Annotated in this window: 19 protein-coding genes; 9 read left to right on the top strand and 10 right to left on the bottom strand. The window is 65.0% G+C overall.

Features of this window, described 5'->3' with window-relative positions; translation table 11 throughout:
- Window positions 1-88: 88 nt before the first annotated feature.
- The 4 genes from argF (at window position 89) to GD606_RS01090 (ending at window position 5,446) form a co-directional block, all read left to right on the top strand.
- Complete coding sequence (gene argF / locus GD606_RS01075; RefSeq protein WP_163304030.1) at window positions 89-1,006, top strand: ornithine carbamoyltransferase; 918 nt, start codon at window positions 89-91, stop codon at window positions 1,004-1,006.
- 30 nt (window positions 1,007-1,036) lie between these two features.
- Window positions 1,037-2,227, top strand: coding sequence for an argininosuccinate synthase (locus GD606_RS01080; protein ID WP_163304029.1), 1,191 nt, complete (start codon window positions 1,037-1,039; stop codon window positions 2,225-2,227).
- 298 nt (window positions 2,228-2,525) lie between these two features.
- Window positions 2,526-3,908, top strand: a complete 1,383-nt coding sequence (argH, locus tag GD606_RS01085) for an argininosuccinate lyase (protein ID WP_163303007.1) — start codon at window positions 2,526-2,528, stop codon at window positions 3,906-3,908.
- Entirely contained in the window at window positions 3,890-5,446 is a 1,557-nt protein-coding gene (locus GD606_RS01090; protein ID WP_163303008.1) for a sigma 54-interacting transcriptional regulator, read from the top strand. The genes argH and GD606_RS01090 overlap by 19 nt, the downstream gene beginning before the upstream one ends.
- Window positions 5,447-5,504: 58 nt before the next feature.
- On the opposite strand, the gene GD606_RS01095 is transcribed toward GD606_RS01090, so the two are convergent.
- Both GD606_RS01095 and GD606_RS01100 read right to left on the bottom strand, forming a co-directional pair.
- Window positions 5,505-5,840 (bottom strand): hypothetical protein, encoded by a 336-nt coding sequence (locus tag GD606_RS01095; protein WP_163303009.1) that lies wholly within the window; start codon window positions 5,838-5,840, stop codon window positions 5,505-5,507.
- 25 nt (window positions 5,841-5,865) lie between these two features.
- On the bottom strand, window positions 5,866-6,795 hold the full coding sequence (locus tag GD606_RS01100; protein WP_163303010.1) for a choice-of-anchor D domain-containing protein: 930 nt from the start codon (window positions 6,793-6,795) through the stop codon (window positions 5,866-5,868).
- Between the two features lie 223 nt (window positions 6,796-7,018).
- Between GD606_RS01100 and GD606_RS01105 the strand changes: the two genes are divergently transcribed.
- The 4 genes from GD606_RS01105 (at window position 7,019) to GD606_RS01120 (ending at window position 10,333) form a co-directional block, all read left to right on the top strand.
- On the top strand, window positions 7,019-7,930 hold the full coding sequence (locus GD606_RS01105; RefSeq protein WP_163303011.1) for a hypothetical protein: 912 nt from the start codon (window positions 7,019-7,021) through the stop codon (window positions 7,928-7,930).
- A gap of 414 nt (window positions 7,931-8,344) precedes the next feature.
- On the top strand, window positions 8,345-8,863 hold the full coding sequence (locus GD606_RS01110; RefSeq protein ID WP_163303012.1) for a hypothetical protein: 519 nt from the start codon (window positions 8,345-8,347) through the stop codon (window positions 8,861-8,863).
- A 346-nt stretch (window positions 8,864-9,209) separates the two neighbouring features.
- Window positions 9,210-10,187 carry an alpha/beta fold hydrolase gene (locus GD606_RS01115; RefSeq protein ID WP_163303013.1) on the top strand — a complete coding sequence of 326 codons (978 nt, stop codon included), beginning with the start codon at window positions 9,210-9,212 and terminating at the stop codon, window positions 10,185-10,187.
- Window positions 10,184-10,333 (top strand): hypothetical protein, encoded by a 150-nt coding sequence (locus GD606_RS01120; protein WP_163303014.1) that lies wholly within the window; start codon window positions 10,184-10,186, stop codon window positions 10,331-10,333. Before GD606_RS01115 ends, GD606_RS01120 begins: the two co-directional genes overlap by 4 nt.
- Here the strand turns inward: GD606_RS01120 and ettA are convergent.
- The 3 genes from ettA to GD606_RS01135 form a co-directional block, all read right to left on the bottom strand.
- On the bottom strand, window positions 10,330-12,018 hold the full coding sequence (ettA, locus tag GD606_RS01125; RefSeq protein WP_163303015.1) for an energy-dependent translational throttle protein EttA: 1,689 nt from the start codon (window positions 12,016-12,018) through the stop codon (window positions 10,330-10,332). The genes GD606_RS01120 and ettA overlap by 4 nt on opposite strands.
- Before the next feature lie 247 nt (window positions 12,019-12,265).
- Window positions 12,266-14,056 (bottom strand): aldehyde ferredoxin oxidoreductase N-terminal domain-containing protein, encoded by a 1,791-nt coding sequence (locus GD606_RS01130; RefSeq protein ID WP_163303016.1) that lies wholly within the window; start codon window positions 14,054-14,056, stop codon window positions 12,266-12,268.
- Entirely contained in the window at window positions 14,034-14,489 is a 456-nt protein-coding gene (locus GD606_RS01135) for a 4Fe-4S binding protein (RefSeq protein ID WP_163303017.1), read from the bottom strand. Before GD606_RS01135 ends, GD606_RS01130 begins: the two co-directional genes overlap by 23 nt.
- Before the next feature lie 352 nt (window positions 14,490-14,841).
- On the opposite strand from GD606_RS01135, the gene pgi reads away from it, so the two are divergent.
- Window positions 14,842-16,482, top strand: a complete 1,641-nt coding sequence (gene pgi / locus GD606_RS01140; RefSeq protein ID WP_163303018.1) for a glucose-6-phosphate isomerase — start codon at window positions 14,842-14,844, stop codon at window positions 16,480-16,482.
- Window positions 16,483-16,716: 234 nt separating this feature from the next.
- Here pgi and GD606_RS01145 read toward each other — a convergent pair whose 3' ends face one another.
- The 5 genes from GD606_RS01145 to GD606_RS01165 form a co-directional block, all read right to left on the bottom strand.
- A complete protein-coding gene (locus GD606_RS01145; RefSeq protein ID WP_163303019.1) occupies window positions 16,717-17,043 on the bottom strand; it encodes a YnfA family protein in 327 nt (108 codons plus the stop codon).
- Window positions 17,044-17,394: 351 nt separating this feature from the next.
- Entirely contained in the window at window positions 17,395-17,763 is a 369-nt protein-coding gene (locus tag GD606_RS01150) for a hypothetical protein (protein WP_246298914.1), read from the bottom strand.
- Between the two features lie 192 nt (window positions 17,764-17,955).
- Complete coding sequence (locus GD606_RS01155; protein ID WP_163303020.1) at window positions 17,956-18,720, bottom strand: cobalt transporter; 765 nt, start codon at window positions 18,718-18,720, stop codon at window positions 17,956-17,958.
- Window positions 18,717-19,871 carry an SO_0444 family Cu/Zn efflux transporter gene (locus GD606_RS01160; protein ID WP_374190886.1) on the bottom strand — a complete coding sequence of 385 codons (1,155 nt, stop codon included), beginning with the start codon at window positions 19,869-19,871 and terminating at the stop codon, window positions 18,717-18,719. The genes GD606_RS01155 and GD606_RS01160 overlap by 4 nt, the downstream gene beginning before the upstream one ends.
- Before the next feature lie 213 nt (window positions 19,872-20,084).
- A complete protein-coding gene (locus GD606_RS01165; protein WP_176629179.1) occupies window positions 20,085-22,211 on the bottom strand; it encodes a methyl-accepting chemotaxis protein in 2,127 nt (708 codons plus the stop codon).
- Window positions 22,212-22,378: the final 167 nt, after the last annotated feature.

Below are 22,378 nucleotides of genomic sequence, written 5' to 3' on the forward strand. Positions count from 1 at the left end.
GCCTAGGCCCTTTACATTCGCCGCTTCCTCCGCATAAGATATTTCTTTTTGTTTACACCGCGCGAATCCAACAGCGGGAGACCCGATCATGGCCCCACATTTTCTCACCATTTTGGACATGACCTGCGCCGACGCCTGGAAGGTGCTCGGCAAAGCCGCCGACATGAAGGCCGAGGACTATCGCAGCAACCTGCTGGCCGGGAAAAGCATCGCCCTGGTTTTCGAAAAGGCCTCCACCCGCACCCGGGTGTCCTTCGAGGTGGCCATCGCCCACCTGGGCGGCAGGGCCATCTTCATGACCAGCCAGGATTCCCAGCTTGGCCGCCACGAACCCGTGCGCGACACCGCCCGCGTCCTGTCCCGGTATGTGGACGGCATGGTGGTGCGCACCTTCGGCCACGACAAGCTCAAGGAACTGGCCGCCCATAGCGCCGTGCCGGTCGTCAACGCCCTATCCGACGACTACCACCCCTGCCAGGTCCTAAGCGACATCCTGACCATCCGGGAACATGCCTCGGATCTGACCGGCGTGCGCGTGGCCTATGTGGGCGACGGCAACAACATGGCCCATTCCTGGATCAACGCCGCTGTGCATTTCCCCATCGAACTGACCCTGGCCACTCCCGAGCAGTACGCGCCCAACCCGCGCATCCTGGAACATGCCCTGTCCCTGGGGGCCAAGGTCCGCCTGACCCACGATCCGGTTTCCGGCGTAGCTGGGGCCAACTACGTCTATACCGACGTGTGGGCCTCCATGGGCCAGGAGGCCGAACAGGACGCCCGGGCCAAAGTCTTTTCCCCCTTCCAGGTGAACGAGGCGCTGCTTTCCCGCGCCGCGCCGGGCTGCATGGCCCTGCACTGCCTGCCCGCCCATCGGGGCGAGGAGATCACCGACGAGGTTATGGAGGGCCCGCGTTCCCTGCTCTGGGACCAGGCTGAAAACCGGCTGCACATGCAAAAGGCCATCCTGGAATGGGTCTTCGATTCCGGGGCCAGGGCCGATTAACGCAACACCAAGCACACGGACGACACCGACATGAGCGACATAAAAAAAGTGGTCCTGGCCTACTCCGGCGGCCTGGACACCTCGGTCATCCTCAAGTGGATCAAAAAGACCTACAACTGCGAGGTCGTAACCCTTACCGCCGACCTGGGCCAGGAAGAGGAACTCGACGGCCTGGAGGAAAAGGCCCTGCGCACCGGCGCGTCCAAGGCCTTCATCCTCGACCTGCGCGAGGAGTTCGCCGCAGACTTCATCTTCCCCATGCTCCGGGCCTGCGCCGTCTACGAGGGGCGGTACCTTCTGGGCACCTCCATCGCCCGGCCGCTCATCGCCAAGGCCCAGGTGGACATCGCCCGCTCCGAAGGCGCCACGGCCATCGCCCACGGGGCCACGGGCAAGGGCAACGACCAGGTGCGCTTCGAGCTCACGGCCAACGTTCTGGAACCGCGCCTTACGGTGATCGCCCCCTGGCGGGAATGGGACTTCCGCTCCCGCACCGACCTCATCAACTTCGCCAGGCAAAACGGCATCCCCGTGCCCTCGGACAAAGGCCCGTCCTACAGCATGGACCGCAACCTCATGCACCTAAGCTTCGAGGGCCAGGAACTGGAAGATCCCTGGAACGAGCCCGGGCCCGGCAGCCACCTTTTGTGCGCGCCCATCGAAAAGGCCCCGGACAAACCCGAGATCATCACCATCGACTTCGAGAAGGGCGACCCCGTGGCCGTCAACGGTGAGCGCCTGTCCCCGGCGGCCCTGATCAAGACCCTCAACACCCTGGGCGGCGTTCACGGCATCGGCCGCCTGGACATGGTGGAGAACCGCTACGTGGGCATGAAGTCGCGCGGGGTGTACGAGACCCCGGGCTGCACCATCCTGCACGCCGCGCACCGTGACCTGGAAGGCATCTGCATGGACCGCGAGGTCTTGCACATGCGCGACCAGCTCATCCCGCGCTACGCCGAAATGGTCTACTACGGCTACTGGTTTTCGCCGGAGCGCAAGGCCCTGCAGGCCCTCATGGACCAGGCCCAGGAACGCGTCACCGGCACGGTGCGCCTCAAGCTCTACAAGGGCAACGTCGTCCCCCTGGGACGCAAGTCGCCCCTGTCGCTGTATAACGCCAACCTGGCGACCTTCGAGGAAGACGAGGTCTACAACCAGGCCGACGCTACCGGGTTCATCCGGCTGGCCGGATTGCGCCTGCGCGGCCTGGGCCGGTAGGAAGGCCTCCGGCGGCCAGGGGGGAAACCTTTTTGAAAAAAGGTTTCCCCCCTGGACCCCCCTTCGAAAAACTTTGGCGCGCTTCGCGTCCGCGTTCGGGAGAGAGCATTCTCTCCGAACCACCTGGATTTCCGGGCGTCATGCCCCGGCGCTCTGCGCCGGGGCATGACGCCCGGATACAGGGGGTCCGGGGGAAATGATTTCCCCCGGGCGGGGTTCGGGGCGGCAGCCCCGACGCGACGCGGGGCGACGCAACGCGGGGCGGGGCGGCAGCCCCGACGCAACATGTGGAGGAAACATGGCTGTGAAGCCGTGGGGTGGGCGGTTTGGGCAGGGCACGGATGCGTTGGTCGAGGCGTACACCGAGTCTGTGTCCTATGACCGGCGGCTGTGGCGTCAGGACATTGCCGGTTCCCGGGCTCATGCCCGGATGTTGGCGAAGCAGGGGATTTTGACCGGTGAAGAGGCGGACACGATTGTTGGCGGGCTCGATGCCGTGGCGGCCGAGATCGAGGCTGGGACGTTTATGTGGCAGGTAGGGCTTGAAGACGTCCACATGAACATCGAGGCCCGGCTGACCGAGCTGATCGGCCCGTTGGGCGGCAAGCTGCACACCGGCCGCAGCAGGAATGATCAGGTGGCGCTGGATTTTCGGCTGTATGCCGACGAGGCCCTGGGGGATTGGGGCGACTGTCTGAAGGGGCTGGTCGAGGTGTTGGTGGACCGGGCCGGGGAGCATACGGAGACCTTGCTGCCGGGCTGCACCCATCTGCAACCGGCCCAGCCCGTGAGTCTGGCCCAGCATCTTCTGGCCTATGCGGCCATGTTTAAGCGCGACTTTGAGCGCGTGGCCGACGCCCGCAAGCGGGTGCGCGTGTCGCCGCTTGGCGCGGCGGCCCTGGCCGGGACGACCTATCCGCTCGATCCGCTTTATACGGCCGAGGCGGTCGGTTTCGAGACCGCGTTCACCAACAGCATGGACGCCGTGTCGGATCGCGATTTTGCGGCCGAGGGGCTTTTTTGCGCAAGCCTGATCATGATGCATTTAAGCCGCCTGTGCGAGGAGATCGTCATGTGGGCCAACCCGCGTTTCGGGTTCGTGGCCCTGCCCGACGCCTTCGCCACCGGCTCGAGCATCATGCCTCAGAAGAAGAACCCCGACGTGGCCGAGCTCATGCGCGGCAAGACCGGCCGGGTCTATGGTTCGCTGGTGTCGCTTCTGACCACGCTCAAGGGCCTGCCCCTGGCCTATAACCGGGACATGCAGGAGGACAAGGAGCCCTTTTTCGACGCCGACGACACGGTGCGGGCCTCCTTGCGCATCATGGCCGAGATGCTTAAGGTGATCGGGTTTCGTGCGGAGCGCATGCGCGAGGCCTTGTCGGCCGGATTTTTGAACGCCACGGAGCTGGCTGATTTTCTGGCGGCCAGGGGGCTGCCTTTTCGCGAGGCGCACCATGTGGCCGGCCGGGCCGTGGCCCTGGCCGAGTCCCGGGGCATCGGCATCGAGGCCTTGTCCCTGGCTGAGCTTCAGGAGTTGTCCCCGCTTGTGGATGCAGACATCTTTCACACCCTTGCCTATGAGACGGCCGTGGCCCGGCGCAGCGCCCGAGGCGGCACCGGACCAACGCCTGTGGCGGCACAGCTCGCCGAGTTGAGACAATGGCTCACGCTACCGTAAATTTACAGCTTTCCGTGCTGTCGGCCATAAGCGGCATCATCGACAAGGCCCTGGACCTGGAGGGGGCCCTGCATGATGTCATGCGCATCCTCTCCGACACCCTTAGCATGAAGCGGGCCACCATCACCCTGCGCGACCAGACCTCGGACATGCTGGTGATCAGCGTCTCCCACGGCCTGTCGCCCGAGGAGAAGGCCCGGGGGGTGTATGCCCTTGACGAAGGGGTGACCGGGAAGATCTTCCAGACCGGCAAGCCCTACGTGGTTCCCGACATCCGCAACGAACCGCTTTTTTTGGACAAGACCGGGGCGCGCAAGATCGAGAAGGGCCGGGTGACGTTTATCGGCGTGCCCATCTCGCTGCACGGCAAGGTCATGGGTGTTTTGAACGTGGACCGGCTGTTCGGCGACGAGGTGAACTCCGAGGAGGACGTGGCCTTTCTCAAGGTGGTGGCCACGCTGATCGCCCAATTTTTGAGCATCAACCAGCAGGTGGCGGCCCGGGTCGAGAATCTGCGCCGGGAAAACGTCTCGCTCAAGTACCAGTTGTCCCAGGAATCGCGCGGGCTGTATATTGTCGGCAAGAGCCTGTCCATGCAGGAGGTGCAGCGCCAGATCCAGAAGGTGGCCCCGACGCGGGCCACGGTCCTGCTTCTGGGCGAATCCGGCACGGGCAAGACGCTTATCGGCCGCATCATCCACGACCTTTCCGACCGCAAGGGGTTTCCCTTCATCAAGGTCAACTGTGCCTCCATTCCGGAAAACCTCCTGGAGTCGGAACTTTTCGGGTATGAGAAGGGGGCGTTCACCGGGGCGGATTCCGTCAAGCCCGGGCGTTTCGAGGATGCCCACAAGGGCACCATCTTTCTCGATGAGATCGGGGAGCTGCCGCTGGGGCTTCAGGCCAAGCTTTTGCGGGTGCTCCAGGACCGGGAGTTCGAACGCCTGGGCAGCAACAAGACAAGGCGCGTGGACGTGCGCATCCTGGCCGCCACCAACAAGGATCTGGGATTTTTGGCCGAGTCCGGGGCCTTCCGGCCGGACCTGTATTACCGCCTAAACGTCTTTCCCCTGCGCGTGCCGCCGCTTCGCGACCGCAAGGAGGACATCCAGAGCCTTCTGATCCATTTTCTGACCAAGGTGTCCAAGGAGTATTCCCGCACCCTGTCCTTTTCCACCCAGGCCCTGGCCATGCTCACCCGCTACGACTGGCCGGGCAACGTGCGCGAGATGGAGAACCTTGTGGAGCGGCTGGTGATCCTGGCCGAGGACGAGCATATCGGCACGGACCTGATCCTGCCGTTTCTGTCCGGTTCCCTGCGCGAGGAGGGGCCGGAGCTGACGGCGGAGCTTGAGACCGGGCCGTCGCTTGAGAACATGGAAAAGACCGTGGTCATCGAGGCCCTGCGCCGGGCCGGGGGCATCCAGCACCGGGCGGCCAGCGATCTGGGCATCACGCCCCGCCAGATGGGCTACCGGGTCAAGAAGTTTTCCCTGGAGGCCATGGTGGCCGTGCAGCGGGCCAAAGGGCGGGGATAGTCCCGGCGGCACGCCGCCGCGCGGCATCCCTCGACGCCTCCGCCCCGCCCGGGCGGCGTTATTCCATCAAAAGCAGCAACGCCCCGGTCGGCACGGATGCCGGGTCCGCCGGTTTGACGTTGCGAAAGACCGTGGCGCTGCCGGTTCCGGCGTAGATGACGTTCGGGTCGGCCGGGGACACGGCCAGGGCCGTGATCACCCGGTTGCCCTGGCCCGTGGCCAGGGGCCCCGTGCCCTCCCACTCGCCGTAGGCGGCGTGCAGGACGCCGACCGCGCTTAAGAGCGCCGCCACGGCGGCGCAGACCAGCCAGAAAAGAACCACGCCGCGCGAGCGCAGGCCTTGGCGTCCCGGCCACAGGCCTTCGGGCGCGCATATCATGCCGGGGTGTGACATCGTTTTCTCCTTCATTTCCAGAATCTTATTCTGGCAGGCCGGTGTTTTGCTCCGTCCACGAGGAGCAGTCGTTGCTGCTGGCGAAGACCCCGGCCCCGGTCCCGGCGAAAAGCTGTCCGGCCCCGGTGACGATGAGCGAGAGGACGTTCGGGGAATCAAGGCCCGTATCGGCGCAGGCATTCCAGGTCAGGCCGCTGTCCCGGCTGATGAACACCCCGCCGCCGTCGGTGGCGGCGAAAAGCGTCGCGGTGTCGCCCGGCTTGATGGCCAGGGCCGTCAACCGGGTGTCGGAGGGCTGCACGGTGGCCGCCGTCCACGTCGCGCCGCCGTCGGCGCTGGCATAGACCCCCGAACCGGCGATGGCGGCATACAGCGTGGAGGCCGCGACCGGATCGGCGGCGATGGCCCGGACCGTAGCGCTTCCCGTGCCGCTCAGGCTCACAGGCAACGACGTGACGGCCAGGGTCAGTGTGGCGGGACGGCTGCCGACGGCGGTGGGCGAGAAACCGATGATAAGGGCGCATGACGTCGCCTGTGTGAACGTGGCGGGGCATGCGGAGGTGACGGTATAGTCGCCGCTGCCCTCGCCGGAAAGCGTGGCGGAAAGCCCGCCCGTGCCGGCCAGGACGGACAAGAGCAGGGATTGGCTCGTGGTGCTGCCCACGGCCACAGCGCCGAAATCGATGGCGGTCTTGTCCGGTTCCACGGGTTTGGACTCGCATTCCTTCCCGACGTATCCGGGGTCGCACACGCAGGTGTTGAACGCCGTGCATGTCCCATGCCCGGAGCAGCAGTCAGCGCCAGGGCAAACCTTGCCCCAGCAGACTACGGCCTCGGCCCGGCCGGTCCACAGACAGGCGAGGGCGAGCAGCACGGCCGCCAGGGCGGCCGGGCGCCGGGGGGCGATCCGCGCGTGGGACGCGGAAAGGGGGATGGCATGATGTTCACGACGCATGTTCAGGCTCCTTGTGTGCCGTTGCCGGTCCATTCTAAAGTCTATGCCCGGCGGACGCCGAAAAGAACAAGATGGTTTCCCTGGTTTTTTCGCCCCAGAAAAACCACAAATAACCCAGATAAATTCCGCCCGGCCCGCAAACCGCCCGGGCGCGCCCTGGACATGACCGGAAAAACCTGTCAGGCATGGCGGATACCGTCACCACGACTCACGGCAGCGCCTCATGGACATTCCCTCCCGTTCCGGCAGACCCGCCAAGCCGCGCCACCCCGTGGCCGGGGGGCATCTGCGCCGCGCCTTGAAGATTCTCGGCAAGAACTGGCGCAAGAACACCGAAGACCCGGAGCACGTCCTCAACTGGGAGGCCTGGACCGCCCAGGGACTGCCCCGGAGCACCACCACCATCGACGCGGACATCCGCCAGGGCGTCCCCGAGGAGCGCCTCGCCGCCTACGCCCGCTGCCTGGGGCTGTCGCCGGACGCGCTCCTGTCGCCGGACACGGATATGGCCGCCCTCCTGGGGGCCGCCCGCCGGGACCGGAAACCGGCCGCGCCCGTGGCGCCCCCAGGCCTCGGCCCCGCCTTCCGCGACGAATATCCGGCCTTCAATTCCCCGCGCTACCTGGAGCGGCTCTTTGCGCTGCTCGGCGGCGTGTACCGGGCCCACTACACGTTGCCCATCGCCGACTTCGTGAACCGCTGCGCCTTCCGGGTCCACGGCATCGCGGACGGCTGCCTCGCGGCCCGGGGGCTTTTTATGCGCTTTGGCCTGGACAATCCCTTCCAGGCCGCCATCTTTCGCTGGCACAACAACCTGCATGTGTCGTATCTGTGCGACAACAAAAAAGAACTCGGCCATTTCCTGCTCGTCGACCCCCTGCGCCACAATCTGGTGGCCCGGCGCGACCCCTTCTGGCTCAAGGGCCAGGGCGTCACCGACAGCGGCCTGGCCGACAACATGCCCGTGCCCTTCGCCTTCCGCATGCAAAAGCTCCCCGCCCCGGCCGAGGGCGGCCAGGGGGAACTCTGGGACCGGGAGTGCGCCGACCTCAGGCTGCGGCCGAGCATCCTGCCCGGGGACGCGGAGTATGCGTCCCTGCGTGAGGAGGTTACCTCGCCGGACACGCTGTTGTGAGACAAGGCCGCTGCAAAACGGGCCGGATAGCGGGGGCAGGACGGCCCGTAAAAATCCGCACAGGGAAATCGGACTGCCCCTGGAGGCGGAAGGGGAGTCCTGTGCGTTCGCGGCATTTCCGCCGTTTTGCCTCGCCGCCGGGAAACGCCTTTTGTGTTGCCGAAATCCCGCGATGCGGACGATGATGCGAAAGAAAGTTCTTCAAGCCGCGTAGCCCCTCGAGAATTCAGGGATACCCCCTGTTTGCCAAGATCATCCCCGGTTGGTTCATAAAAAGAGTTTCATGCGGAAAGCGCATGGGGTATGTGGGGTAGGAGTCCTTTCCGGGGGGAAAGGCGGGCTTTGTATTCGTCAGACCGTCTCATTCTGATGCATTGCGTGGCGGACACAAACATGTATGCGAAGGAGGAGGACATGAAGACGTTATCATGGGCAATCGGAATCCTGATAGTTTTTTTTGCTTCGTCGACATCTCTCGCACAAGTAAAAGTGCTAAGCGGAAATAATGAATTTCTGGGATATTATCATACGAGTCATTACGATTCCGGAGTCAATAGTTATATTGAAGTTTACAACCCAACATGGAATGCGGTCTTTGCTATTTCGCCGCATTCGCTCGACATGTTTTGTGTGACTGGGGACATCATTCTGTTTTCCCAAATCAATTGCTTCGGAAATCTTTACATGAGATACAAGATCGTGCCATATGTTATTTCAAATAACGGGAATTTTTATAGAACGACTGGAGATATGCAAATAATAACCGCAAGAAGCTCTTCAGCGAACGGAACGTGCACAAATATAAATGAAAATGTGACTGTGCATCAGTTGGAAGTTGTTTCGCCTCCATCGTTCACGGAATATTTTTCAGGGCCTTTGAAGTTCAATAATGAATCAGGTATGAAGACTGTGGTTGTTCCATTAGGGAATTGAAAAGGCCGTTGCCTTCGAACGAAACGGTAAAATGGGGAGAGGCCCGAGCGGGGAGCGTTCCCCGTTTTCCGGAAGAGGCGGGAATGGCTTGGCGGACATGTCTCCAGGGAAAGCCTCGTCGCCTTGTGCAATCGGTATGTTGTCCCGTGCGGCGTTCGGCACTGTCCGTTACGGATTGGCAGGCAGAATCATCTTGAATTTATGATTTGCATTCGCAAAAAGAGAATATTTTTTGGTGTGCGCCATACGGGCAGGGGGATGAGGTGCGGACGCCGGACCTGGTCCGGAAGGCGCCGCATGGGGATTCAGCCGGTCCAGACAGGGGCCGCCAGGGGGGGGATGGGCCATGGGACGCGCTGAAAGACCGCTTTTCGCACGCCTGACGCGCTACGCCGCCACGTTTTTCGCGTTGGCGCTTGTGGCCGGGCTCGTCTGCCGGGGGGCCGGTTGGGCGGAAACGGCCGAGCCCCAGCGCACTGTGGCCGCCGCCGACGGGACGCTCCTCGACGTGCGCGTCCTGGGCCAGGGGCCGCCGCTGCTGCTTCTGACCGGCTACGCCATGACCAGCGGGATGTGGGATCAGGAGTTTGTCCGGGGACTTGCCGCCGGGCACACGGTGATCCTCATGGACAACCGGGGCATGGGGCCGTCGGCCCTGCCCCCCGGGGCGGAGATCTCCATAGGCCGCATGGCCGACGACGCCGCAACCGTCCTGGAGGCCCTCGGCCTCGGACGGGCCGACGTGCTCGGCTGGTCCATGGGTGGCATGATCGCCCTGGAGTTGGCCCTGGCCCGGCCGGAGGCGGTCTGTTCGCTGGCGCTTATGTCCAGCGTGGCGGACATGGGGCTGCTTCTCCCGGCGCTAAACCGCATGGGGACCATGGGCGGCGAGGAGATTCGCGGGGCCATGTTCCCGGCCGACTGGCTGGCCGCCCATCCCGGGGTGTGGGCCAGGGTGGTCCCCAGACCCCGGCCGCCGGACATGGCGGTGATTCAGGGGCAGGAGGCCGCCATGCGCCGCTGGCCGGGGGCCATGGGACGGCTCCTTGAGCTTCGCGGCCCGGTGCTTCTTTTGGCCGGGGGCGCGGACTGGGTCTGCCCGCCCGAGGCGCAACAGGCCATGTACGACCGTCTGGACGGCAGGACCGCTGCCCCGACGGTCCTTGCGATGGTGGGCCAGGGGTCGCATTGGATGATGCACCAGTTCCCGGACATGCTGGCCGGGATGGTGAACGGTTTCCTGGCCGCAGGCCGGGCCGGGCCGCCGGGTGAAGAGGCGCGCCCGTCCCCGCAGGCTGCTTGCAAAGGGCACGACGCCCGATGACCAGCGATGCGCGCATGGGCCAGGACCGGCCCGAATCCGGCGCGGAGATGGACGAAGAGCGGATCTCCCGGCGGCAGGGCGAAATAAAGGGGCCGCTCACGGCGGTGCGGCAGCGGCCCCATGCGGATATCTCACGCGGGCGCTAGCCCCGGGCGAACTTGCGGTACTTGATGCGGTGCGGCACGTCGGCGTCGGAGCCGAGCCGGGCCTTGCGATCGGCGGCGTATTCCGAATAGTCGCCCTCGAAGAACACCACCTTGCTGTCGCCCTCAAAGGCCAGGATGTGCGTGGCGATGCGGTCCAGAAACCAGCGGTCGTGGCTGATGACCATGGCCGACCCGGCAAAGCTCTCCAAGGCGTCTTCCAGGGCCCGCAGGGTGTTCACGTCCAGGTCGTTGGTGGGTTCGTCCAGAAGCAGCACGTTGGCCCCGGATTTTAAAAGCAGCGCCAGGTTGAGCCGGTTTTTCTCGCCGCCAGACAGCAGCTCGACCTTTTTTTGCTGGTCCTGGCCGGTGAAGTTGAACCGGGCCAGGTAGGCCCGGGAATTCACGTCCCGGTTGCCGAGGCGGATGGTGTCGTAGCCCTCGCTGACCACCTCGAACACGGTCTTGGCCGGATCAAGCGCCGCCCGGTTCTGGTCCACATGGGCCAGGGCCACGCTTTCGCCCACCTTGAATTCCCCGGCGTCCGGGGCGACCTCGCCGGTGATCATCCGAAAAAGGGTGGTCTTGCCCGCGCCGTTGGGACCGATGATGCCCACGATGGCCCCGCGCGGCACGGTAAAGGTCATGTCCTCAACCAAAAGCACATCCTCGTAGGCCTTGCTCACGCCCGTGGCCTCGATGACGTTTTTGCCCAGGCGCGGTCCTGGCGGGATGTAGATTTCCAGATCCTTGGAGCGTTTTTCGCCTTCCTGGCCCAAAAGGGACTCGTAGGCGTTGATGCGGGCCTTGCCCTTGGCGTGGCGGCCCTTGGGGGACATGCGGATCCACTCCAGTTCCCGGGCCAGGGTTTTCTGGCGCTCGCTCTCGGCCTTTTCCTCCTGCTTTAAGCGCTGTTCCTTCTGCTCCAGCCATGAGGAATAGTTGCCCTTCCAGGGGATGCCCCGGCCCCGGTCCAGCTCCAGAATCCAACCGGCCACGTTGTCCAGGAAATAGCGGTCATGGGTCACGGCGATGACCGTGCCCGGATAGCTCTGGAGATGGTGCTCCATCCAGGCCACGGACTCGGCGTCCAGGTGGTTGGTGGGTTCGTCCAGAAGCAGGATGTCCGGCTGCTGCAAAAGCAGGCGGCACAGCGCCACCCGGCGGCGTTCGCCGCCCGAGATCTGGGACACCGGGGTGTCCGGCGGCGGGCAGCGCAGGGCGTCCATGGCCATGTCCAGCTTGCTGTCCAAGTCCCAGGCGTCCAGGGCGTCGAGCTTTTCCTGCACCTCGCCCTGGCGGGTGATGAGCTTGTCCATGGCCTCGTCGTCCATGGGCTCGGCGAAGGCGGCGTTGATCTCCTCGAATTCCTTCAAAAGCGCCACGGTCTCGGCCGCGCCTTCCTCCACCACCTGGCGCACGGTCTTGGCGGAATCGACCAGGGGCTCCTGCTCCAGGAAGCCGATGGTGAACCCGGGGGAGACGTGGGTCTCGCCCTGGAAGTCCTTGTCCACCCCGGCCAGGATTTTCAAAAGCGAGCTTTTGCCCGAGCCGTTGAGGCCCAGGACGCCGATCTTCGCGCCGTAGAAATAGGACAGGGAAATGTCTTTTAAAATGGGCTTTTTGTCGTGAAACTTGCTGACCCGAAGCATGGAATAAATGATCTTGTTGGGCTCGGTGACGGCCATGCAAAAACCTCTTTTAGGGGGTATTTCCGCCGCATCCGGCGGGAGTCGGCACTTTGTACCGGCCCGGGGGAGATTGTCAAATCCTCGGAAATTCTGTGCAGGCGCGTGGCCGACAGCCCCGGACAGATGTCCGGGGTGCGGCGGCATTGTCACATGGACGGTATTTTCGCAGGCGCGCGGTTCCGGGGGGAATGGATTCCGGAGGGGGAGCGCCCCGATGTTTTTTCGCAGGGGCGCGGCCCAGGCATCAGGTTCCGGCCGCCGGGGCGTTTTCCCCGGCCAGGGCGATGATCTTTTGGGCGTAGGCCGTGCGCAGCCGTTCCATATAGTCCGCGTCCACGGCCCCCTTCCAGGTGACGATTTCGGAAAACCGCTTGGGGATGCGCGTGGTGGCAGGATCGAATCCGGTCTGTATCTTGAGTTTCCAGCGCAGGTTGCGCACCGTCTCCGAGGTCTCGTCCAGGGTGTGGGCCAGGGTCGAAAACCCCAGGCAGTCCAGGGCCTCGGCGATGAGCGCGGGCTTGTAGACCCCGCGCGCGAACAGGCAGGACACCAGGTTGTTCAAAAGCACCCGCTCCCGCTCGTCGTCGAGCAGAAACTTCAGGGTGGCCTCAATGTCCTGGTCCTTGTTCTTCTGGTCGAAGGAATAGGCCCCGGTATCCAGGTGGGAATGCCTGAAGCCGATGGTCTGGGACACGAAATAGGTCTCGCCCGTGGCGTAGCCGGCCATCTCCTGCCCCAGCACGCAGGCGAAGTCGCCGCCGCCGTACTGCGCGGCGGCATATCCCGCGCCGCGCCCCAGGGCGGCGTAGAAGTCGTTGGTCATGTGTCCCAGATGATACAGGGCGGTCTTGTAGCCCTCGGGTTCGCCGAAGGCCAGGGTGGTCAGGGCCGTCTCCGGGGTCACCAGCCCCTTTTGCATGGCCTCCGTGGCCCAGGCCAGGGCCACTCCGGCCGAGATGGCGTCCAGGCCCTGCCGGTCGGCGGCGTCGATCAGGGCCAGGATCTCCTTGGGGTCCGTGACCCCGAGCATGGAGCCGCAGGCGAAGTTGGGCTCATGGTCGTAGGGCACCTGCCGGATGTAGAAGCGGTGCTTGTCCGAAAACATCTCCCGCAGCATGCCCACATGGATGCAGCCCACGGGACAGCCGGAACAGGCGGCGTTGCTCATGAGCAGCTTGTCCGCGAACTCCTCGCCCGAGATCTTGCCCGCATCCGGGTCGGCCGTGGCCTGGAGGTTGCGCCAGGGCAGGGACTTGAGCTCGTTTAAGGGCAGCACGTTCACCGGCGTGCCCAGGTTGTGGTACTTTTCCATCATGTCCGTGGCCGTGGCCTTGGAGTGGATGTCGGCAAAAAGCTTGGTGTAGTTTTTGTTTTCGGGAAAGGGCAGGTCGGCATCGCCGTGGATGACGACGCCCTTGAGGTTTTTGGCCCCCATGACCGCGCCTGCGCCCAGGCGCCCGAAGTGGCGGTAGGTGTCCACGTTGATGCAGGCGTAGGCCTGGCGGTTTTCGCCTGCCGGGCCGATGCGCAGGATGCTGCGGTGGCCGGAATTGCCGGGCACGATCTTGCGCAGAAGCTTGCCTGCGGTGAAGATGTCCGCGCCCCACAGATAATGCACGTCCACCACCTGGAGCGTGCGCGACCCCAGCACCACGGCCGCCGGGGCGGCGGCCCTCCCCGTGATCACCAGGGCGTCGTATCCGGCGAAGCGCAGGGACAGGGCCGAGCGCCCCCCGGCATGGGATTCGGCGTAGTTTTCCACATACGGGGACTTGAACCCGCACACGGTCTTGCTCATGAGGGGGAATGCGCCCGTGAGCGGCCCGATGGCGAAAATGAGCGGCTGTCCGGGGTGAAAGGCCGGTTCGCCGGGAAGGCCGTATTTTTGATACAACAGGGCGGCCAGACCGCTGCCGCCCATGACCTGGTCGCGGCCGTCCAGGATCACCACATCCCCGCGCCGGGCCGCAAGGTCCACCACCAGCACGCGGAAGCAGGCCGTGCGGTCGAAACTATTCGGCGACAGGGGGGACATGGCAGGCCTCCTGGCAAAGGGGACGTTTTTCCTCGGCGTCGAAGAGTTCGAGGCAGCCGTGGGGGCAGAATTCGATGCACCGGCCGCAGTGGATGCACACGTAGGGGGCCTGCTGGTCGTCCAGGGCGATGGCCCCTACGGGGCAGGCCGCCGCACACTTGCCGCACCGGATGCACACCGAACGTTTGTGCAGGACTCCGCCGCCGGATTTGCGGGGGGTCATGGCCCCGGTGGGGCAGGCCGCGGCGCAGGGCGGCGGATCGCAGGCCAGGCACAGCACGGCCTGATAGCCGCTGGTCACCCCGCCCGAGGACTTGATGCGGATGCCCGAGGCGTTCCAGGAAATCGTTTTATGGACCAGTCTGGCGCAGGCAAGGGAGCAGGCGTGGCATCCGATGCAGCGTTCCATTCTTGCGGCACGATGGACTTTCATAATGGCGGCGTCTCTCCTTCAGGGAGGCTGTGGGGCCGTGCTGGCGACAGTCGCCCGGCCATGCGCCCCATCATTTCAAAACAATGGAGTTCGGTCAATCTGTCGCATTATATGGCGACCGTGTTATGTACCGCCCGACATAAGGCAACACTGCGGCGAGAATGCGGAGGTTGTGCGTTCATCCCTGAAAACCGTTTCCTTCTGGCGGCTTGGAGAGTAAGATGGCGGCAAACATCCCAGTAGGCGTTCAATGTTTGAACGTCTGCTGTGTGGCGTTGGAGAAAAAGGTGGCGGCAAACCCCGGCGCTGACTACGCAACCGGCCGAATCGGCCCCAAGAGGATACCACGCCCATGAGACCCACGGAACTGCCTTCCTGGATGGCCCTGCGGGCCCATGCCGGAGACATGCGCGACGTGCGCCTGCGCGACCTGTTCGCCGCCGATGCCGGGCGGTTCGCCACGTTTTCCCGCCGCCTGGGCGAAGACATCCTGGTGGATTTCTCGAAAAACCGCATCACGGCCACCACCTTCGGCCATCTGGCCTCCCTGGCCAACCAGTGCGGCCTGGACCGCAAGATCGCGGCCATGTTCGCGGGCGAAAAGATCAACGTCACCGAGGAGCGGGCCGTGTTGCATACGGCCCTGCGCAACCGCGTCAATCGGCCCATCCATGTGGACGGCGCGGACGTCATGCCCGAGGTCAACCGGGTGCTGAAGAAGATGCGCGGCTTTAGCGAACGGGTGCGCGGCGGCGACTGGAAGGGGTTCACGGGCAGGCCCATCACCGATGCGGTCAACATCGGCATCGGCGGCTCGGACCTTGGGCCGCGCATGGTGGCCGAGGCCCTGGCCCACTATGCGTCTGATGCGCCGCGCCTGCATTTCGTGTCCAACGTGGACGGAACCCACCTGGCCGAGACCGTGCGGCGTCTTGATCCCGAGACCACGCTCTTTCTTGTAGCCTCCAAGACCTTCACCACCCAGGAAACCATGGCCAACGCCCATTCCGCCCGGGACTGGCTGGTTGGGCGGCTCGGGGATCAGGCCGCCGTGGCCCGGCACTTCGTGGCCATCTCCACCAACCGCCAGGGCGTGGCCGACTTCGGCATCGACCCCGACAACATGTTCGAATTCTGGGACTGGGTGGGCGGCCGCTATTCCTTGTGGTCGGCCATCGGGCTATCCATCGCGCTTGCCGTGGGCATGGACCGTTTTGAGGAGCTTCTCGACGGGGCCTTCGAGGTGGATGAACATTTTCGCACCACCCCCTTTGTGGACAACATCCCGGCCATCCTGGGGCTGGTGGGGGTCTGGAACGGTGAATTTCTGGGGGCCGCGTCACACGCCGTCTTGCCCTACGACCAATATCTGGCCCGGTTTCCGGCCTTTTTGCAGCAGGGCGACATGGAATCCAACGGCAAGCGGGTGACCGTGTCCGGCCAGTGGGTGGACTACGAAACCGGCCCCATCATCTGGGGCGAGCCCGGCACCAACGGCCAGCACGCCTTCTATCAGCTTATCCACCAGGGCACCCGGCTGGTGTCCGGCGATTTCCTGGTGGCCGCCAATGCGCTCAATCCCCTGGGCGACCATCATCTGCTTTTGGCCGCCAACTGCTTCGCCCAGACCGAGGCCCTCATGCGCGGCAAGACCGAGGACGAGGCCCGGGCGGAACTGGCGGCCACCGGAGTCAGCGGCGACCGGCTGACGCTTCTGGCCCGGTCCAAGACCTTCCCCGGCAACCGGCCCACAACGACCATTTTATATCGCAAGCTTACGCCCAAGATACTGGGGAGCCTCATCGCCCTGTACGAGCACAAGATCTTCGTCCAGGGGGCCGTGTGGGACATCAATTCCTTCGACCAGATGGGCGTGGAGCTGGGCAAGAAGCTGGCCGGGGTCATCGAAAAGGAACTGCGCGGGGCGACGCCCTCGGCGGCGCACGACGCGTCGACCACGGGACTTCTGGCGGCGTATCGGAAGATGCGGTGAGGAGGGCGGCGGTGCGCGCGGGCGCGGGGCGCGGTACGGGCAAGGGGGAGTAGTTGGAGAACCCTCCGGGGGCCAACGGGCTTGCGCCCTTTGGAATCCCGCAAAGGGGGATGGTTGGCGGCCAGGGGGCAGTGTCGGCGAACCCTTCGAGGGCCAAAGGATTTGCGCCCTTTGGGATTCCGCGAATGGGATGATGCCGGGGGTTGGCTTCGGGAATGGATGGGGCGGGGTGGGTTACCTGGGGCCGAAAAGGATCAAGGCCCCGCCCACAAGACACAGGGACACCCCGGAGACGTCCCACAGGTCCGGGCGTTGCCCTTCTATGGCCCACATCCAGGCCAGAGAGGCCAGGATGTAGATGCCGCCGTAGGCGGCGTAGGCCCGGCCTGCCGCGTCCGTGTCGATGCGGGTCAGAAAGAAGGCGAAGGCCGCCAGGGACGCCATGCCCGGGATGAGCCAGAGCGGGCTTTTGCCCAGCCGCAGCCAGGCCCAGAAGGCGAAACAGCCCGCAATCTCGCCGAAAGCGGCCAGCAGATAAAATCCATAGGTTTTGACGAGCACGGGGATTCCTTGTGATGCGTCGGCAGGCCGGGCTCGGGGTTGGCGACCTGGCTTGGCGTCAGCAATGCTTCGCGCTGCCGCCTGCGCCGCGCGCAAACCCGTCGCCCGGCCCAACACGGCGCGGTTCGTCTTCCCCGTCCGGGGGTTCCCAAGGCATTGTCGGCAGGCCGGGCTCGGGGTTGGCGACCCGGCCTGGCGTCAGCAATGCTTCGCGCTGCCGCCTGCGCCGCGCGCAAACCCGTCGCCCGGCCCAACACGGCACGGTCTATTTTTCCCGTCCGGGGATTCCAAAGGGGGCAAGCGCCCCCTTTGGCCGCCGGAGGCCTCCCTACGACCCGACTTCCTCGCGCCCTAAGCGCATTTGGCCAGTTCCGCCACCATGCCCACGGGCGAGGCGAAGCGCCAATACATGGGCGGAATCTCCACGTGCAGGTCCGCCTCCAATTCCTCGATCTGGAAAAGGAAATACAGCGATTCGCTGGGCGGGACGATGAACAGGTTTCCGGCCATGGCCTTCTTGATGATCGGGATCGGCAACCCGAACTCCCGCGACAGGGTCAGGATTCCGCCCCCGATCAGGCGCACGGCCTCGGCGTTGAACGCCACATCGAAGAGACCCACCCGCGTGGCCTTGCGGCCGTTGAGATACACCTCGACCCCGCCGTCGCGGTCCATGGTCCTGGTCACGTTTGAAACGCACAGATTTTCGTTTTTCAGCATTTTGCCCTCCTGTGGCACGGCCGCCCTGGGCGGCATTCATTTCCGGAACAGGTCCGGTCAACAAGCACAGGGGACGGGCGTCATGGGCAGGGTTTCCGTGTTGGGGGTGTGGGTGCGGCGCGGCATGGGAAGGGCTTATTGAAAATAGGAATCAATGTCAACTGTTATTCGGGTGACATTTTGGCGATGCCTTCACGGCCATAAAAGCCCGGCCGCCGCCAGGACCACGGCCAGGGCGCAGGGCAGCGCCCCGCGCCAGGGATGGACGAACACGGGCCGCCAGGCCTCGGGCCGGTCCAGGTTGCGGGCGGCCACGGCCATGGTCCGGTCATAGGCCGTCAGGCTCACGGCCCGCAGCAGGGCCGTGGCGAACAGCCCGGGTTTGCGGGAAAACGGCAGGTCCGGGCAACGCAGGCGCATGGTGCGGCGGATGGCCGCGCCAGCGGTCCAGGCCAGGGGGAGATTGTGGACCAAAAGGGCCAGGGCCAGGGCGGCCTTCCAGGCCCGGCGGCCAAGCACCGGGGTCAGGGCGTAGGACAGGGCCGCGCCCATCTGGCGGGGCGAGGTGGAGGCGGCCAGGATCAGCCCCAGACAGATCAGGGACAGCAGCCTGGCCCCGAAGACCGCGCTTTCGGCGCAGGCTGCGGCCGGGGCGACGCCGCCCCAGATGTCGAACAGGGCCTTGGCTGCGGCCCAGAGGATGACGAAGACGGCGTTGCCGCGCAGGGCGGCCGGGCCGAAGCTTGATCCGGGAACCGTGAGAAAGGCCAAAAGGGCCAGGGTCAGGGTGGAGACGGCGGTCGCCCCGGGACCGAACCGCCAGATGATCGGCCCCAGCACAAGGGCCGTCGCCAGCTTCACCCGGGGGTCCATGGCCGCAAGGGAACTGGCCGGGGAAAACCGGACAGGGCCTGGAGATGCGGCCGCGGGAGACGTGTCGGGATGGAGGGCGGTCATGGCCGTGGCGCGTCCGGGCCGGTGCATCCGCATTCGCAGGTGGTGCGCCGTTTGGCGAAAAGCGGCCACAGCAGGCAGGCGGCCAGGACCGCCGCCGCCAGATACGAGGGCAGACCGGGGGCATCCTTGCCGGACGTGGCCAGGAAGTCGGCGGTTTTTGCGGCCACGCCGGGGAAAAAGGCGTCCAGGCACAGACCGGCGGCCAGGGAGCAGACGACGATGGCCGCCAGGTAGCTGGCCGCGCCGCGTTTCCCCAGGATCTTGACGGCCACGGCCAGGGTGGCGGCGTTGGTGGCTGGTCCGGCCAGCAGGAAAACCAGGGCCGCGCCCGGCGACAGGCCCTTGACCAGGAGCGCCGCCGCGATGGGGGTGGAGGCCGTGGCGCAGACGTACAGGGGCACGGCCACGGCCAGGACCGCCAGCATGGGCGCGATGCCGGAGCCCAGCCGGGCTTGGATGAAATCCGGCGGCACAAGGGCGCTGATGATCCCGGAGAGCACGACCCCCAGCACGAACCAGCCGCCGATGTCCGGCAAAAGCTCCCCGAAGGCGTAGCGGATTCCGGCCATGAGCCGAACCAGGAGGGGGGCCTGTTGTGATGGCCTGCCGCCGCAGCCGCACCCGGCCGTACAGGCGTTGGCGCAGGCGTCGGGCGTGGACAGCCCGGCGGCGAAATCCGCCGGGGCATGCAGGGCGCGCCCGGAGCGGGGGGCCTGCGGGGCGGCCGCGGCTGGCCGGTCGCTGTCCAGGGCGTTGACGAACAGCCCGGCCAGGGTGGCCGTGACCACGGCGGCCAGGGGGCGGATGACGGCCATGGCCGGACCCAGGAGGGCATAGGTCACGGCCACGGAATCCACGCCCGTCTCCGGGGTGGAGATGAGAAATGCGGCCGTGGCCCCCCTGCCTGCGCCGCGCCGCCGTATCTCCGCCGCCGCCGGGATCACCCCGCAACTGCACAGCGGAAGCGGCGCGCCCAGAAGCGAGGCCAAAAGGACGCTGCCCGGGCCGCGTCCGCCAAGCCTGGAAAAGATGAATCCTTCGGGCACAAAGGCCCGCAACAAACCGGCTACGAACATGCCAAAAAGCATATACGGGGCCGATTCCACGAAAACGTTCAGGGACGCGGCGGCCATGGCCGAAATGGCCTCGATGACGGCGTGTGGCATGCGGTGTTTTTCTCTCTCCTTCTGGCGCTGGTGCGCCCGGGCGGACCATACCGCGCCCGGGGGGCTTGGGCCAATGCGGAATAAATCATATGAAAAAAGCATGATAATCCCGGGCTGGTCCCGGCGTCAAAGCGCAAGGGCCGCCATTCCCGGAAAGGGACGGCGGCCCGAAGGGGTCGTTTCAGGGCGCGGGACGGGTCAGCTCAAGGCCCGGGGCTTGGCGGAACCGGCCGGGAAGACGATTTCGGCCCGGGAGGATTCGGCATTGAGCGTGGTGACGGTGATCTTCACCCGCTCTTTGAAAAACTCGGCCGCGCCGTTTAAGATGCCCTCGAAATAATGCGGATAGCCGCGTTTGGAGTGGTAGGTCATGATCAAGGTGTCGCCCTTGTCCTCATAGGTGAAGCGGGGCGGGTGGATGCCCGGAAATTCCTTGGTCAGCCGGGCATGGGTGTCGTTCATGGTCAGGTAGAATTCCTTGAGGGTCTTGGCCTTGAAGTAGCGGCGGTACATGCGGTGGAACTGGGGCACGGTGAACCGGCCAAGCTTCAGGAAGATGTCCCGCTGGCTCTGGCCGGTCAGGCCGGAGATCAGGTCGGCCATCTGGGAGAGTACCTGGTCGGGATAGCTGTCCGTGGGCAGAAAGGTGGGCTTGCCCATCTCTTCCTGCATGCGTTCGTAGACCTTGTGGTCAAAGTTCTGGCGGATGAACTCCTGCATGAGTTTGGGCAGGATGCCCTTCATGTCGCCCTTGGAGGCCCGCAGCTTGGTCCTGTCGGCGGACTCTCCGGAAAAGGCCAGGGACAGGGTCAAAAGCTCCTGGGACAGGGCCGCCAGCTCCCGGGTGGCCTGGGCCGTCTGGGTGGCGCCCTCTTCGGCCTCGGTGGCCACCACGGCGATTTCCTCGATACTGTGGTTGATCTCCTCGGCGGCGGCGGACTGCTCCTCGGCGGCCGTGGCGATCTGGGCCACCTGGCCGGACATGTCCAGGATGCTTTGGATGATCTGCTCCAGGGAGGTTCCGGCCTTTCCCGTGGCCTCGGTCCCGACAGCCACCTGGCGTTCGGTGTCGCGCATGGAGGACACGGCCTGGCGCGAACCGTCCTGGATGCGGCCAATGGATTGCTCCACCTCCTTGGTGGCGGTCATGGTCTTTTCCGCAAGCTTTCTGACCTCGTCGGCCACCACGGCGAATCCGCGCCCGGCCTCTCCGGCCCGTGCGGCCTCGATGGCGGCGTTTAAGGCCAACAGGTTGGTCTGGTCCGCGATGTCGTTGATGACCCCGATGATGCGCCCGATCTCGGCGGCCTGGGAATCGAGGTCGGCCAAGACCTGGCCGAGTCGGCTTGCGGACTGGGCCACCTCGTTGATGCCGTCCACGGCCTCGCGCACCCGGCCGGAGCCGTCGCTTGCGGCGTTGTTGGCGTGATTGGCGGCCTCGGCGGTCTTGGAGGCGTTTTGGGCCACTTCCAGGACCGTGGCCGTCATCTCTTCCATGGCCGTGGCCACGGTGTCGGCCTGACCCTTCTGCTGCTGCGCCCCCCGGGCCTGCTCGTCGGCCGAGGCGGACAACTCTTCCGAGGCCGAGGCCACACGCTGGGCCAACTCATTGATCTGGCGGCCAAGGGTCAGCATCTCCTCGTTGGTTTCGTCGATCTTGTGGCGCTGCTCGTTGGCCAGGGTCATGTCCGTCAGGGACAAGACCGCGCCGAGAACGTCGCCCTTGGAATTTGTGATGCAGTCGACATAAAAAAAGATGTCCACGCTGCGGCCGTCCCACAGGGTCAGGCGTTTTTCCTCGGATACCTTGGCCTTGGTGCGCATGACCTCCTCGGTGACCGACGCGCCCTCCTTGCCGTAAAAGGTCCGGCTCACGGTCTGCCCTACGATATCCTTGACCGGCTTTTTGAGCAGGGCGGCCATGGAATCGCTGACGTGGGTCACGATTCCCTTCTCGTCGCACATGAGAAACGGGGTGCCCACAGCCTGGACCGCTCCACGGTAGAACTCCCGGCGATGCATGTTGAAAGCAACCACATCGGAAACAAGCGCGGCCAGAGGGCCGTGTTCCTTCCAGGCATGCACCTCGTCGAACAGGAAGTCCCGCTTCTTTTCATTGACCTTGGAAAGCCCGGCCATGAGCAAGCCATCGGAACCGGAAACGGTCATGGCCAGCCAGATGGCGCAGGCTGCTCCGAGCGCCACGCATCCGATCATCACCCACAGATTGGCGAAAAAGAAAGACACAACGATGAGGGCGCATAGCGCCGCCCCCACAACGCTCGTTTTCACGGACGGGGAAAAGGCAGGTGATGATTGGTCCATGAAGGTCTCCTCGCGGGTGTCTCTGAATTTTTAGGCATGAAAACGATAGCCCATTCCCGGGCCGGGCACAACTGCGCAGCGGCGGCATTTTTGCATTGCAAAAAGACTGCATGAGGCGGATGTGGCGGGAGTATACCGTTTGATCTTCCGGAAAAGCCTCGTGCTTT

The organism is Desulfolutivibrio sulfodismutans DSM 3696 (assembly GCF_013376455.1).
Lineage (GTDB): Bacteria > Desulfobacterota > Desulfovibrionia > Desulfovibrionales > Desulfovibrionaceae > Desulfolutivibrio > Desulfolutivibrio sulfodismutans.

What these genes read in the sequence shown, in the direction of transcription:
- argF (WP_163304030.1), top strand. Translation starts at nt 89, where the DNA reads ATGGCCCCACATTTTCTCACCATTTTGGACATGACCTGCGCCGACGCC.
- GD606_RS01080 (WP_163304029.1), top strand. Translation starts at nt 1,037, where the DNA reads ATGAGCGACATAAAAAAAGTGGTCCTGGCCTACTCCGGCGGCCTGGAC.
- argH (WP_163303007.1), top strand. Translation starts at nt 2,526, where the DNA reads ATGGCTGTGAAGCCGTGGGGTGGGCGGTTTGGGCAGGGCACGGATGCG.
- GD606_RS01090 (WP_163303008.1), top strand. Translation starts at nt 3,890, where the DNA reads ATGGCTCACGCTACCGTAAATTTACAGCTTTCCGTGCTGTCGGCCATA.
- GD606_RS01095 (WP_163303009.1), bottom strand. Translation starts at nt 5,840, where the DNA reads ATGTCACACCCCGGCATGATATGCGCGCCCGAAGGCCTGTGGCCGGGA.
- GD606_RS01100 (WP_163303010.1), bottom strand. Translation starts at nt 6,795, where the DNA reads ATGCGTCGTGAACATCATGCCATCCCCCTTTCCGCGTCCCACGCGCGG.
- GD606_RS01105 (WP_163303011.1), top strand. Translation starts at nt 7,019, where the DNA reads ATGGACATTCCCTCCCGTTCCGGCAGACCCGCCAAGCCGCGCCACCCC.
- GD606_RS01110 (WP_163303012.1), top strand. Translation starts at nt 8,345, where the DNA reads ATGAAGACGTTATCATGGGCAATCGGAATCCTGATAGTTTTTTTTGCT.
- GD606_RS01115 (WP_163303013.1), top strand. Translation starts at nt 9,210, where the DNA reads ATGGGACGCGCTGAAAGACCGCTTTTCGCACGCCTGACGCGCTACGCC.
- GD606_RS01120 (WP_163303014.1), top strand. Translation starts at nt 10,184, where the DNA reads ATGACCAGCGATGCGCGCATGGGCCAGGACCGGCCCGAATCCGGCGCG.
- ettA (WP_163303015.1), bottom strand. Translation starts at nt 12,018, where the DNA reads ATGGCCGTCACCGAGCCCAACAAGATCATTTATTCCATGCTTCGGGTC.
- GD606_RS01130 (WP_163303016.1), bottom strand. Translation starts at nt 14,056, where the DNA reads ATGTCCCCCCTGTCGCCGAATAGTTTCGACCGCACGGCCTGCTTCCGC.
- GD606_RS01135 (WP_163303017.1), bottom strand. Translation starts at nt 14,489, where the DNA reads ATGAAAGTCCATCGTGCCGCAAGAATGGAACGCTGCATCGGATGCCAC.
- pgi (WP_163303018.1), top strand. Translation starts at nt 14,842, where the DNA reads ATGAGACCCACGGAACTGCCTTCCTGGATGGCCCTGCGGGCCCATGCC.
- GD606_RS01150 (WP_246298914.1), bottom strand. Translation starts at nt 17,763, where the DNA reads ATGCTGAAAAACGAAAATCTGTGCGTTTCAAACGTGACCAGGACCATG.
- GD606_RS01155 (WP_163303020.1), bottom strand. Translation starts at nt 18,720, where the DNA reads ATGACCGCCCTCCATCCCGACACGTCTCCCGCGGCCGCATCTCCAGGC.
- GD606_RS01165 (WP_176629179.1), bottom strand. Translation starts at nt 22,211, where the DNA reads ATGGACCAATCATCACCTGCCTTTTCCCCGTCCGTGAAAACGAGCGTT.